This is a genomic window from Ornithobacterium rhinotracheale DSM 15997, from assembly GCF_000265465.1.
GTDB lineage: Bacteria > Bacteroidota > Bacteroidia > Flavobacteriales > Weeksellaceae > Ornithobacterium > Ornithobacterium rhinotracheale.
In genome coordinates, this window is sequence record NC_018016.1 from 167,347 (window position 1) to 181,012 (window position 13,666).

Consider the following 13,666-nt stretch of genomic DNA (forward strand, 5'->3'; position numbering starts at 1 on the left):
CAATACAAATCTACAAAAAAAGCCAAACATTTAATGTTTGGCTCTAAAAAATTTATATATAAATATTTATACTAATTTAATCATTAAATCATCTCCCACTTTGTCGATAGAGATTACATTGTTTTTAGATAAATTTTTGGTTGATTTATCCCATTTTTTACCAGAAAGCCCAGCTTGTTCTTTCACTTCAGCGAGTGGTTTTGGCTCTTCGCTCAATAGGGCAACGATTGCCTTTTCCTCTTCTGTCAATTCAAAGCTTGGTGCTTTTTTCTCTGGTTTCATTTGCGGGAAGAACAATACTTCTTGAATTGATTGCTGATTGGTCAAGAACATCACAAGTCTATCCATTCCGATTCCTAAACCTGCAGTAGGTGGCATTCCGTATTCTAGTGCACGCAAGAAATCTTGATCTATGAACATTGCCTCGTCGTCTCCTTTTTCAGAAAGTTTTAATTGCTCTTCAAATCTCTCTCTTTGGTCGATTGGGTCGTTCAACTCAGAATAAGCATTGGCAATTTCTTTACCACATACCATTAATTCAAAACGCTCAGTAAGCGATGGATTGTCTCTATGCATTTTGGTAAGCGGAGACATTTCTTTAGGATAATCGGTGATGAAAGTAGGCTGAATGTAATTTCCTTCACATTTTTCTCCAAAGATTTCATCGATTAATTTTCCTTTGCCCATGGTGTCATCTACCTCAATGCCCATTGATTTTGCAGCCTCTCTTAATTCCTCCTCAGATTTGCCTAAAATATCAAATCCTGTAAATTCCAAAATTGCATCGCGCATCGTTACACGCTTGTATGGAGCTTTGAAATCGATTTCGTGCTCGCCAAAAGTAGCCTTGGTAGTCCCATTTACGGCGATTGCACAATGCTCAATCAATTTTTCGGTGAAATCCATCATCCAGTTGTAATCTTTGTACGCAACATAAATCTCCATTGCAGTAAATTCTGGATTGTGGGTTCTATCCATTCCCTCGTTTCTAAAGTTTTTAGAAAACTCATACACACCATCAAAGCCACCTACAATCAATCTTTTAAGATAAAGCTCGTTGGCGATACGCATATATAGCGGAATGTTCAATGCGTTGTGCTGAGTAATGAACGGACGCGCCGCTGCTCCTCCTGGAATTGGCTGAAGGATTGGCGTTTCTACCTCGAAATAACCTTTATCGTTGAAGAAATTTCTCATCGCAGTAAATAAACGAGAACGCTTGTTGAAGATTTCCTTCACATGCGGGTTTACTACCAAATCGGCATAACGCTGGCGGTAGCGCATTTCTGGATCGGTGAATCCGTCGTGCACATTTCCTTCGGCATCGGTTTTTGGCAATGGTAGTGGCTTAAGCGATTTACTCAACAAAGTAAAATCTTTTACCATCACCGTTTTCTCGCCCACTTGGGTTTTGAAAAGCTCTCCATCAATTCCCACAAAATCACCTATATCCAGTAATTTTTTATATAATTCGTTGTATTTAGTTTTATCTTCTCCTGGACAAATTTCATCTCTATTGAAATAAACCTGAATTCTACCTTCGGCATCTTGCAATTCTGCAAACGAAGCTTTTCCTTGAATACGACGAGCCATCAATCTACCCGCAAGCTTAACTTTCTTTCCTTCTTCAAAATTCTCCTTGGCAGAAGTTGTGGTATCGGTAACATCGTATCCTTGTGCAGGATATGGGTCTATGCCCAAATTTCTGATTTGTTGTAATTTCTCTCGGCGTATTTGTTCTTGTTCAGATAATGCCATTGTATTTTAGTTTAAGTTCTAATTTTGCAAAATTACAATTTTAAGTTCAGAAAAACGAAAATTTATTTTTGGATTATTTTTCATGGCTAAAGGTTTTTAAAACCCAAATTTCCAAAAACATAAAAAAAGAAGTTTTTCAGCATGCTGAAAAACTTCTTCTCCTAACTTTAAAATATCTGAATCTATTATTTTAAATTTCTTTTCTTAATCTCGCCACAGGAATGTTGAGCTGCTCTCGGTATTTTGCCACCGTGCGGCGAGCAATACTGTAACCTTTTTCTTTAAGATGTTTTGCCAATTTTTCATCGGTGAGTGGCTTGCGCTTGTTTTCGCTACCTACTATATCTTGCAAAATTTTCTTGATTTCTCGAGTCGAAACTTCCTCTCCATCATCATTAGTCATTGATTCTGAGAACAAATCTTTGATCAAAAATGTACCGTAAGGCGTGTTTACATATTTGCTATTTGCCACACGAGAAACAGTGGAAATGTCCATCCCGATGATTTCTGCAATATCCTTTAAAATCATTGGTTTAATCTCTGTTTCATCGCCAGACAAGAAATAATCTCGCTGATATTCCATAATGGCGGTCATCGTAGCCATAAGCGTGTTTTGTCTTTGCTGAATCGCCTCGATAAACCATTTTGCTGCATCTAACTTTTGTTTTACAAAAAGCACCGCTTTTTTCTGTTCTTGCGATTTATTTTCGGTCTTTTTGTAAGTGTCAAACATTTCAGAATATTCGCGCGAAATATGCAATTGTGGTGCATTTCTCCCGTTCAGCGTCAATTCCAAATCGCCATTTACAATTCTTATGGTGAAATCTGGCACGATGTGCTCCACTATTTTGGTATTGCCCCCAAAGGCTTTCCCTGGTTTTGGGTTTAAATGCTCTACCTCATCAATGGCTTCTTTTAGTTCTTCTTCCGAAATCTCGTGTTTTTTCAAGATTTTCTTATAATGTCTTTTTGCAAAAGCCTCAAACGAATTGGTGATTAAATCCTCTGCCAGCTCTACGCTTGGTGTTTGCTCCTTTTGTTTTAATTGAAGCAAAAGACATTCTTGCAAATTACGAGCCCCCACTCCCGTAGGACTTAATTTTTGCACATAATTCTCAAGCAAATTGGTCAGCTCTTCGGGCGAAGTATAAATGTTTTGCGTAAAGGCTAAATCATCTACAATCGATTTGATTTCACGACGCAAATAGCCATCTTCGTCTAAATTCCCGATAAGGAAATCGGCTAAATTTTGCTGCTCTTCGTTAAGCCTAAAGGTGTGTAATTGCTGTTTTAAATGCTCATAAAAACTTGCTCCCTGCGCATACGGCACCTTGCGCTCCTCGTCGTCGCTACTATAATTATTGGTGTATGATTTGTAAGAAGGATACTCATCATCGCTCAAATATTCATCGACATTGATGTCTACTTGATCTAGCGAATTTTGATTCTCATCATAAGAATCTTCGTAATTATCCTCATACACATCAGCAGAATTATCTCCAAAGATGTCATCATTCTCATGCGTATCTTGGTCGTCCAAAGCTGGATTTTCCTCGATTTCCTCCTTCACTCGTTGCTCAAATGCCACGGTGGGCAGCTGCACCAACTTCATCAACTGAATCTGCTGTGGAGATAATTTTTGTTGTAATTTTTGTTGTAGTTCTTGTTTAAGCATATAGCTTGTAATCGCTTATATTATAAATTATTAAAATTCTGCATTTTTTGGCGTTCTTGGGAACGGAATCACATCGCGAATGTTTGACATGCCTGTTACAAACAATACCAAACGCTCCAATCCTAAACCAAATCCACTGTGTGGCACGGTTCCAAATCTGCGCGTATCGAGATACCACCAAAGTTCCTCTTCGCTCACGCCCATTTTCTGCATTTTTTCTTTTAGCACATCTAGGCGTTCCTCTCTTTGCGAACCTCCGATGATTTCTCCGATGCTCGGGAACAATACATCCATGGCGCGCACGGTTTCTTTGTCATCGTTTAATCGCATATAGAAAGCTTTGATTTTGGCAGGATAATCAAACAAAATCACCGGAGATTTAAAGTGTTTTTCCACCAAATATCTTTCGTGCTCAGATTGCAAATCTGCCCCCCACTCTTCGATTAAATATTTGAATTTTTTCTTTTGGTTTGGCTTAGATTTTTTCAAAATCTCGATAGCCTCGGTATAGCTTAAACGAACGAATTTATTGTTTAACACATATTCCAAACGCTCAATCAAGCCAAGCTCTGCACGCTCGTTTTTCGGTTTTTCTTCTTGTGTCTTTTTGTATCTTTCGTCCAAGAATTTTAAATCTTCTTGACAATGGTCTAGCGCATACTTAATCACATATTTCATGAAATCTTCTGCCAAATCCATATTGTCATCTAAGTCATTGAACGCCACCTCTGGCTCAATCATCCAGAATTCCGCCAAGTGGCGAGAAGTATTGGAATTTTCTGCTCTAAAGGTAGGTCCAAAAGTGTAGACCTTGCCAAGTCCCATAGCTGCAGTTTCTGCCTCTAACTGACCAGATACTGTGAGATTTGTTTTTTTACCAAAGAAATCTTCTTTAAAATCCACAGCACCTTCCTCGTTGCGTGGCTCCTCGCCCAAAGTGAAATTGGTTACTGTAAACATCTCTCCTGCTCCCTCGGCATCAGATCCCGTGATAATTGGAGTGTTTACATAGAAAAATCCTTTTTGATTAAAGTAATCATGGATGGCAAACATCAATGCGTGGCGCACACGCATAATCGCACCAAAAGTATTGGTTCTAAATCTTAAATGCGCTTGCTCTCTCAGTTTTTCGAGCGAGTGTTTTTTTGGCTGAAGAATGGTTTCTTGCAACTCATCTGGATTCACTTCGCCATACACTTCAATTTTTTTGGCTAAAACTTCGATTTCCTGACCTTTTCCTTGGCTTTCTACCACGGTTCCTGTAACTTTTAACGAAGAAGCTACACTGATTTTCTTCAACAATTCCTCGTCAAAGTTTTCAAAATCTACCACTACTTGAATGTTTCCAAGGCTTGTTCCATCGTTTAGCGAGATGAAACGATTGCTACGAAAAGAGCGAACCCATCCTTTCACAATTACCTCTTCGTGATTAGCATCTTTTCCTTTTTTCAACAAATCGTTTATATAATATCTAGTCATTTTTTTAAGATTAATAAATACAAAGGTAATTTAAATTTTAGATTTATGTAAAACAAAGGCATAATTTTTGAGCCTTCGGCGCACGATTTTTTTCATTTATGTTTTGGTCTAAAAGTTTAAACAAATGCAAAAAACCGATTTTTGATGTTTTTTAGCTTTTAAAGCTAAAAACAACTTTTTCATTTAAATTAAACCATTTTTTCAAGCATAAAAAAATCTCCACAAAATGTGGAGATTTTTGTTTTTATGAGTTTTTTAAAGTTTAATCCTCAAATTGACCGAATAGCATATTAAATGCCTCAATCATAGTTGGGTGCGTAAAAATGTAATCTCTCACCTCTTGCCATGTCATGCCTTGGCGAATGGCTAAATCCAAGAAATTAATGATTTCGTGCGATTCTGCACACAACAACTGCGCCCCGATAATTTGATCTGTCTCGGCATCTACCACCGCTTTTAGCAAGCCCTCGGTTTGTTCCAAGATTTTGGCTTTTGGGATATTTACGGCTGGTAATTTCGCTGTACGGACTTTGATTCCTTTTTCTTTGGCTACAGCCTCGGTTAATCCCACATTGGCAAGTGGCGGATCCACAAATACGGCATACGGGAATGTTCTGCCTCGTGTGCTGCGCTCGCCGTCGCCCAAGATTTGGTCTTTTACCACGCGGTAATCATCTAGCGAAATGTATGTAAATTGCGGACTGCCCGCTACATCGCCCATTGCCCAAATATGCGGAACGCTGGTTTGTAAATATTCATTCACCTCGATATATCCTCGTTCTGCCAATTTTACGCCTGCATTTTCCAAAGCTAAATCTTGTACATTGGCACGGCGTCCTGTGGCTACCAAAACCGCTTCGGCTTCTAAATCGCCATCGGCAGTTTGCACGATTGCAACATCCTCTTTTGCCGTAACCTTTTCTACTTTTTGGTTGAGTTTAATCTCGATATTGCGAGAATTCATAATTTTTTCTAATTCTGCCGCAATTTCTCTGTCCTCGCGCGGAACAAAGGTATCGCTGGTTTCAAGAATGGTTACTTTGGTTCCAAATTCTGATAGGGTAAACGCAAATTCAAGACCGATGTAGCCTCCTCCAATTATTACTAAATGTTTCGGTGCTTTCTGGAGTTCCATAATGCTTGTGCTATCGTACACAAACGGATTGTCTTTTAAGCCCTCAATCGGTGGTGCCCAGTTTTTGGCTCCTGTGTTGATGAAAACTCTCTCGGCAGAGATGGTTTCTTCTCCCCCGTCGGCAAGTGCTACTTTTACGGTGTTGGCATCTACAAAACTTGCTTTGCCCGTTACTACTTTGGCTACTTTTGCCACTTTGTCATAGTTGGCTTTGTTTAATTTCTCGATTAAAGCATCTTTCTCATTCACTGCCTCGCCTAGAGTGATTGCGTCTTGCTTTTGCATAGCATGCTTTTCGTGAGCCAAAAAAGCCAACTTTTTGGACGGAATACAACCTACATTAATGCAGGTTCCGCCATACATTTTGGGAGATTGTTCTACTAAAATTACAGATTGTCCGGCTTTGGCTAAATCCACTGCGAGCGTTTTGCCCGCTTTGCCAAAACCTATGATTAAATTTTGTACTTTTTCCATAGTTGTATTATTTAGTGTATAAAACCACTGCAAAAATCGTTCAATAATGTAATAAGTACGATAAAAAAATCCTATGCCCATAAGTTTGTAATTTTATAAGCATAGGATTTATTTTTATAGTTTAGTTATAAAAATTTATTTTATAGCTATAAGTTTTTAGAGCTTCTCGTAGGAGAGGATAGCGAGTGTCTTTTTAATATTTTTGCCTGGGGTGAAAATCACTTTGGGGTTTTTAATGCTTGTGGCATTTACCTCCTCGGCTTTGGCTTTGCCCTCGCTACTGAAACTTGTGCGCAGGCTACCCAGCTCGCCCAAACGGACGATTTGCCCCTCGGCTAAAGCGCCATCCATCACATCTACCAAGGCATACAGCACCGCGCGAATGTCTGCTCCGCTCACCGTGCTAATCTTCTCAATGGCTTTGGTAAGCCCCTCGAGGCTTAGTTCTCCGCTCATATTGGGCGAGGCGTAGTATTTCTTGGCGCCACCGCCCTTTACACCAGGCTCTCCTCTCTCGATTACTTTGTATTTAATTGGCATGTTTCTGTATTTTTGTGGGTTAATATTTAGATTAGTATTTGATGGCTATCACATTATCTTCCACAAGACCACCCCATCCTTCGTAAACACCATCTCCGCCTTGATAACATTGGACACCTAAAATCCTTGAAGCTTGAAGCCAGATAAAGTTTTCTTGTGTTCCTTGGATAGTATTTATTCCTTGGGTAGTAGATATTTGATCTGGTTCTGGTGAATCTATCATAGATAACTCTCTCTCATTTTTCAGAGGGCTACCATCATAAGTATACGGTCCTACGGGGAAAGAAAAGGATCTAAAAAAATTCTGAAAACACTCATCTCCTTCCTTACAATAATTGGGACCAAACACAAACCTGATGGCATTTGTTTCTAAATTAATTTTCTCTAATTCAGAAATGAGATTAGTTTTGGGAACACTAACAAATGCCTTTACTCTTTTCATAGTAGGATAAAGAGGTGCGTCGCCTGACTTCTCTGGGTCGAGACGAAGGACTCCATCGCATCCAACACTAATCGTGGTTTTCATGTTCCAACGCTTATTTTCTGTATCATATTTTATTATTCCCTGCGTGGTATATATAACGCTTTGCTCATTTATCAAGCTAGTATTTATGCTACCATCGCCTAGCCTCCACCAGCTATCCCTCTTTAGCGTTCCATCGTTAGCCATTACTACGCCAGAAATCTCTTCACTCGCGGGGCGTTCTTCTATATGCTGCACTTGTATTTTTGCTTTATTTTGCTCCGTCCCTTTAAAGGTTAAAGTTTTGCCGTCCATCGTTACGGTGCGGTCGGTAGAGAGGGTACCATTGCTCCCATAAAGCGTAGTGTCTAATTTCTTCCACTTGCCGCCGTTGTCTTTGGCGTCGTAATAGTAGTAGCCCACTTGGTCTATCAGCTCATATTTGCCTGTTTTGTTTTTGGTTTCAGCAAAAGGCTCTGTTACATAAAGAAGTAAAGAGTTTTGGTCTTCGCCTACCTTATTGGCATCGGTCATAGTCTTTACCTCGTCTGCCGTAAGGCGTGGTATTAGCAGTCCTTTAGCCTCATCCACGCTTCCTTTACCAATATCTAATGTGGCTTTAGGCGTTGTGGTGTTAATCCCTACTCTAGTTTGATTTTCTTGCGCTAAAAGGTTTCCTCCCATAGCTAAGATAGACAATAGTAAAATGTTTTTCTTCATTTCTATTTATTATTTTTGTATTGATTTTTATTTAATATTTTGATCTAGCATGTAATATTAATTTTCTCCAAGTTAAATATTTTTTAGTTTTTTATACATACATGATAAATGCTAACACATTTACACAATTTACCGAGATTTCTATATTTTATAGAGCAAGTTTTTATCTAAAAAACTATAACATCAAGATTAGTAAACTCCATATTATCAAAAACTTTGAAACGTGCAAAGGTAAAAAATGTTTTTTTAAAAACAATAAAAAACATAAACCCCACAAAAATCAAATTTTGTGGGGTTTATAAATAATATTCTTTACGATTTATTTTAAAATATTTTGAATAATGGCTTGTGCGTGCTCTTTTGAATTTTCGATGAAGAAACGGCTGGTATTTCCGCCTCCGCACACTACCCCCGCAACATAAAGCCCCTCAATATTGGTCATGTGAGAATCCTCTTTAAAGTCTGGCGTACGGAACGGATCGGTTTCGCAATTGATACCGATTTTCTCCAAAAATTGATAATTAGGATGATAGCCAATCATGGCAAAAACAAAATCGTTTTCTATTTCTTGCACTCCTTCTGGCGTTTTTAAAATAATGGAATTGGGCGTAATTTCTTGTACGCTCGTGTTGTAGAAACCTGTAATCTCACCTGATTTAATGCGATTTACGATATTCGGGCGGATCCAATATTTTACATTTTGCCCAATTTCGGCATCACGCACGATAAGGCTCACCTCTGCCCCTTTGTAGAAAAGCTCAAGAGCCACCTGCGTTGCACTATTGGCTGCACCAATCACTGCCACCTTTTTCCCGATATAGGGATGCGCATCATCAAAATAATGAGACACTTTCGGCAAACTTTCTCCTGGAACATTCAGCAAATTTGGCTCGTCGTAAAAGCCCGTTGCCACCACCACATTTTTGGCAAAATAAGCATCTTTCTCAGATACTACACGAAAGGTATTTTCTTCCTTTTTCACCTCCACAACTTCCTCCATGGTGTGAATGTTTAATTCCCATTTTTGCGCCACACGGCGATAGTATTCAAGTGCTTCGTCGCGTTTTGGTTTTTCGTTGATAGAAACAAAAGGCACACCCCCGATTTCTAATTTTTCTGAAGTGGAAAAGAAAGTCATGCTCTTAGGAAAATGATACACCGAATTGACCAAACTTCCTTTTTCTAAAACTATATGAGACAATCCATTGGCTTGGGCTTCAATCGCCGTAGCAATTCCCATAGGTCCTGCCCCAATGATTGCAATATCGTAAGTATTTTTCATGAGTCAAAGGTACGAAATGGGATTAAAAAAAACGATTTTTAAGCTATTTTTTGTCGGACTGAATAGCTAAAACGCACTCTTTTCTTTTCACTTTTCCGCTGAGTGTTTTGGGGAATTCTTTTAAATAAAAAACAGATTTTGGCATTTTATTTTTAGGCAAAAGCTCGGCGGGGATTTCAAGCGGAATCTCTTTTTCGCTTTCTAGTATTAAAACCAATTTTTCGCCTAATAATTCATCTTTGATTCCTCCCACGATAAAATTACACGGAATATAATTTTTTAGCAAGGCTTCAATTGGCTCGGGATTAATTTTTAAACCTCCAGAATTGATGATATTATCGGCTCGTCCTTGCCACACAAATTCATTTTTAGCCAAAATTTCCACCACATCATTGGTCTGAATCGGCTCCTGAAAATAAGGCGTTTGAATCTTTAAACAACCACGCTCATCTTGCGAAATTTGCATTTCTGCCAGCGTGTGAAATGATTTTTGCGCATTGAGTTTTCTGAGCGCAATGTGCGTAATCGTTTCGGTCATTCCGTAAGTTTCAAAACATTCGGAATTTATATTTTTTAGTTGATTTTCAAGCTTTTCGTTTACGGGCGCACCACCGAGAATTATTTTCCCCATCTTATTTAAAGATTCTAGCGAACGCTCGGCTTGCATGGGCGTGAGTGCTGCAAAATCCACATTTTCATGGATTTTCACAAGGCTTTTGGGCTCAATGCAAATAAGCTTAAATCCGATTTCTATCGCACGCACAATCATCATTTTGCCCGCAATGTATTGTGCAGGCAGGCACAACAAAGCCGAATCGCCTTTCTTTAATCCTAAAAAATCTGCCGTGAGCCTCGCCGAATGTTGCATCGCCTGCTTGGGCAAGCGAATTTCTTTGGGCGTTCCCGTAGACCCCGAAGTGTGTGCAATGATTTGGTCGTGGTGCAAGTATTCTTCCACAAAATCAAGAATTTCCTGCTCCCATTTTGCCTCTACACTTAATTGATTTAAATTAAAACTCTCCGATGAAAAATCTAAAATCATGGCTTTTATTTTTGTGTGCGCCAAAGTTTTTCGCCACGCACGACTAAATCCGCCGCAACATTATTGGTAAACAATCCACCTGTGCCCAAACCTTGCGGCAAATCATTATCGAACTCGGCAGTGAATTGCGCAATGGCATTCAGCCCAACATTGCTCTCGAGTGCAGAAGTAATCCACCAAGCGATATTTTGCTGCTCCGCCAATTGTATCCACTCCCTACTTCCTTGAAAACCACCTACCAAAGCTGGTTTTAAAATAATATATTGTGGCTTAATTTTTTGTAATAAATCCGCTTTTTGTTCAAAATCAAACACGCCGATGAGCTCCTCGTCCAAGGCGATGGGTGTGGGCGTTATTTGGCATAATTTTGCCATTTGTTCCCAATTTCCTGCCTTAATTGGCTGTTCTATGGAATGAATTTTTAGCTCGGCTAAATCCTGCAAAACTTCCTGTGCTTGCTCAAAACTAAACGCGCCATTGGCATCCACTCTTAGCTCTAAATCCTCGGCAGAAAATTGCTGGCGTAATTGTTTTAAAATCGCTTTTTCTTCTTGCCAATTGGTGCCGATTTTAATTTTAATACAAGAAAAACCTTGAGCTAATTTTTCCTTGATTTGTTCTTGCATAAATTCCACGCAACCCATCCAAATCAGCCCATTGATTTGAATGCCTTTTTCGGCACGAGAAAATGCATTGTTAAACAAAAATTCTTGTTTTCGGTGTTTTAGTGAAAGCATCGCTTGCTCCCCCCCAAATTGAATAGACGGGAATTTTCTATATTTTTCCCAATTAAAAGTTTTTTGCTCAGTAATTTCTTGGCATACTTGGGTTAAAACTTGCTCGTATTCGGGCACATCATCAGCACTTAAGCCTTCAAATAAATTACACTCGCCCATGGCGGTAAATCCCTCGTTTTCAATATAGATAAAATAAGTGGATTTGGTGTGCAAAACGCCACGCGAAGTGCCCCCTGCTCGCTTGAAAATTAAGGTATATTTATTGAAAAAAGCTCGCATATTTTAGTTTTGACGACCAAAAATTTTGATGATTTGCTCTGCCAATTCTTCGCCAATTCTGTCTTGTGCTTCCTTGGTGTTTCCGCCCACATGTGGAGAAAGCGAAAGCTGTGGATGCATCAAAATCTGCAAAGCTGGATTTGGCTCGTTTTCAAACACATCGAGTGCCGCACCTCGCACTTTGCCATCGTCTATGGCTTTAACCAAAGCAACTTCGTCCAAAACGCCACCACGCGCAACATTTACAATGAATACGCCGTCCTTCATTTTGCTAAATGCCAATTCATCAAGCAAATAGCGATCTTGCTTCGGTGTGTGAATAGTTATAAAATCTGAAAGTTTTAAAACATCGTCTAAATCCACGAGTGGCACTTTGATTGTAACCGTTTGTCCGTCATAGAATTCCAAAGTTACATCATCTTTATTTTCTGGATGGCTGTCTTGCTTAACGCCCATGACACGCATGCCTAGTCCCAGTGCCATTTCGGCTACTTTTCGACCAATTCTACCATAACCGATGATGCCTAGCACTTTGCCCTTTAGCTCAACGGCATTGGCGTAATCTTTCTTTAATTGATTGAAATTGACATCGCCCTCAAGTGGCATATTTCTATTGGAATCGTGAAGATTTCTTGCCAAACTCAACAAATGCGCCATCGTAAGTTCTGCTACCGATTGTGTTGCTGCGTTGGGCGTATTGATGACTTGTACGCCTACTTGATCGGCAAAATCAACATCGATGTTGTCTAATCCAGTTCCCCCACGACCGATGAGCTTTAGAGAAGGAACATCTTCCATTACTTCCATCGGTACCTGCGTTGCGCTGCGCACCAAAAGGATTTCGATGTTTTTGTCGCGCATGAATTTTATGAGTTTCTCTTGCGGAACTTTTTGTGTGAATAATGTAAATCCTGCTTCTTGCAACATTTTCCCTCCTTTAGCAGAAATTCCGTCGTTGATGAGTATATTCATTGGTAATCTTTGGTTTTTAGTCTTTGAAAAAAATTAAGCTTTTTGTTCTAAATGTTTCATACAATCTACCAAAACTTGCACACTTTCAAGTGGCAAAGCATTGTACAAACTTGCACGGTATCCGCCCACGCTTCGGTGTCCTTTGAGTGCTTCCACGCCTGCTTCTTTACAAATTTGAGCAAATTTTTCGCTCAAAGCAGTATCATTTAGCACAAAAGTTACATTCATATTGGAACGATCTTCCTCGGCTGCTACGCCTTTAAAAAGTGGATTTCGGTCGATTTCTTGGTAAAGCAATGCTGCTTTTTGATTGTTTATTTTTTCAATGGCTGACACGCCGCCTTGTTCCTTAAGCCATAAAAGATTTAAATAAGCGGTATAAATCGCAAAAACGGGCGAAGTGTTGAAACAGCTGTCTTTTGCCTTGTGCACTCTATAATCTAGGTATGAAAGCATTTCTCGCTCTGGATTGATTTGCAACATATCTTCTCGCACGGCTACAATGGTAGCCCCCGCTGCTCCGATGTTTTTCTGAGCGCCTGCATAAATGAGCCCAAATTGATTAAAATCTATCTCACGACTTAAAATATCTGAAGACATGTCGCACACCAATGGTACATTGGTTTTAGGGAAAGATTTCATCTGTGTTCCGTAAATGGTATTGTTTGATGTGCAATGGAAATACGGTGCAGATGAATCTATTAAATAATCTTTGGGAATATATGTGTAATTATCTTTGGCTGAACTGGCTACAACATTTGGTTTGCATAGTTTTTCTGCTTCGAGAATGGCATTATTTGCCCAACGACCACTGTCTAAATACGCAGGGCGATCGCCTGCTTTAGCAAAATTATAAGGCACCATGGCAAATTGCAAACTTGCGCCTCCTTGTAGAAATAACACGGTGAATTCGTCGTTGAGTTGCATGAGCTCTTTGAGTAGCTTTCGCGCATCGTGCAATACTTCTTGAAATGCCTCGCTACGGTGTGAAATCTCTAATATCGATAATCCTTTTCCGTTGAAATCTCTGACTGCTTCTGCCGCTTGCTCAAATACGCTCTGTGGCAATATACAAGGTCCTGCACAAAAATTATGCTTCTTCATTTGCAT

11 protein-coding genes are annotated in these 13,666 nt (G+C 39.5%); all 11 read right to left on the reverse strand.

Annotated features, from left to right (window positions below; genetic code table 11):
- Nucleotides 1-66: 66 nt before the first annotated feature.
- Nucleotides 67-1,758: a lysine--tRNA ligase gene (lysS, locus tag ORNRH_RS00820; RefSeq protein WP_014790018.1), complete on the reverse strand. Its 1,692-nt coding sequence runs from the start codon at nt 1,756-1,758 to the stop codon at nt 67-69.
- Between the two features lie 190 nt (nt 1,759-1,948).
- Nucleotides 1,949-3,433 carry an RNA polymerase factor sigma-54 gene (rpoN, locus tag ORNRH_RS00825; RefSeq protein WP_014790019.1) on the reverse strand — a complete coding sequence of 495 codons (1,485 nt, stop codon included), beginning with the start codon at nt 3,431-3,433 and terminating at the stop codon, nt 1,949-1,951.
- A 30-nt stretch (nt 3,434-3,463) separates the two neighbouring features.
- Nucleotides 3,464-4,912 carry an asparagine--tRNA ligase gene (asnS, locus tag ORNRH_RS00830; RefSeq protein ID WP_014790020.1) on the reverse strand — a complete coding sequence of 483 codons (1,449 nt, stop codon included), beginning with the start codon at nt 4,910-4,912 and terminating at the stop codon, nt 3,464-3,466.
- 262 nt (nt 4,913-5,174) lie between these two features.
- Nucleotides 5,175-6,521, reverse strand: coding sequence for an FAD-dependent oxidoreductase (locus ORNRH_RS00835; RefSeq protein WP_036600857.1), 1,347 nt, complete (start codon nt 6,519-6,521; stop codon nt 5,175-5,177).
- A 156-nt stretch (nt 6,522-6,677) separates the two neighbouring features.
- Nucleotides 6,678-7,061, reverse strand: coding sequence for an HU family DNA-binding protein (locus ORNRH_RS00840; RefSeq protein ID WP_014790022.1), 384 nt, complete (start codon nt 7,059-7,061; stop codon nt 6,678-6,680).
- Nucleotides 7,062-7,092: 31 nt separating this feature from the next.
- Entirely contained in the window at nt 7,093-8,244 is a 1,152-nt protein-coding gene (locus ORNRH_RS12465) for a hypothetical protein (protein ID WP_014790023.1), read from the reverse strand.
- A gap of 319 nt (nt 8,245-8,563) precedes the next feature.
- Complete coding sequence (locus tag ORNRH_RS00855; RefSeq protein ID WP_014790024.1) at nt 8,564-9,526, reverse strand: YpdA family putative bacillithiol disulfide reductase; 963 nt, start codon at nt 9,524-9,526, stop codon at nt 8,564-8,566.
- Nucleotides 9,527-9,569: 43 nt separating this feature from the next.
- On the reverse strand, nt 9,570-10,568 hold the full coding sequence (locus tag ORNRH_RS00860) for an AMP-binding protein (RefSeq protein WP_014790025.1): 999 nt from the start codon (nt 10,566-10,568) through the stop codon (nt 9,570-9,572).
- Between the two features lie 5 nt (nt 10,569-10,573).
- Nucleotides 10,574-11,584 carry an o-succinylbenzoate synthase gene (locus tag ORNRH_RS00865; RefSeq protein WP_014790026.1) on the reverse strand — a complete coding sequence of 337 codons (1,011 nt, stop codon included), beginning with the start codon at nt 11,582-11,584 and terminating at the stop codon, nt 10,574-10,576.
- 3 nt (nt 11,585-11,587) lie between these two features.
- A complete protein-coding gene (locus ORNRH_RS00870) occupies nt 11,588-12,556 on the reverse strand; it encodes a D-2-hydroxyacid dehydrogenase (protein WP_014790027.1) in 969 nt (322 codons plus the stop codon).
- A gap of 33 nt (nt 12,557-12,589) precedes the next feature.
- The gene (gene serC / locus ORNRH_RS00875; RefSeq protein ID WP_014790028.1) at nt 12,590-13,660 is read right to left on the reverse strand and encodes a 3-phosphoserine/phosphohydroxythreonine transaminase; all 1,071 of its coding nucleotides are present in this window, start codon (nt 13,658-13,660) and stop codon (nt 12,590-12,592) included.
- Between the last annotated feature and the right edge of the window lie 6 nt (nt 13,661-13,666).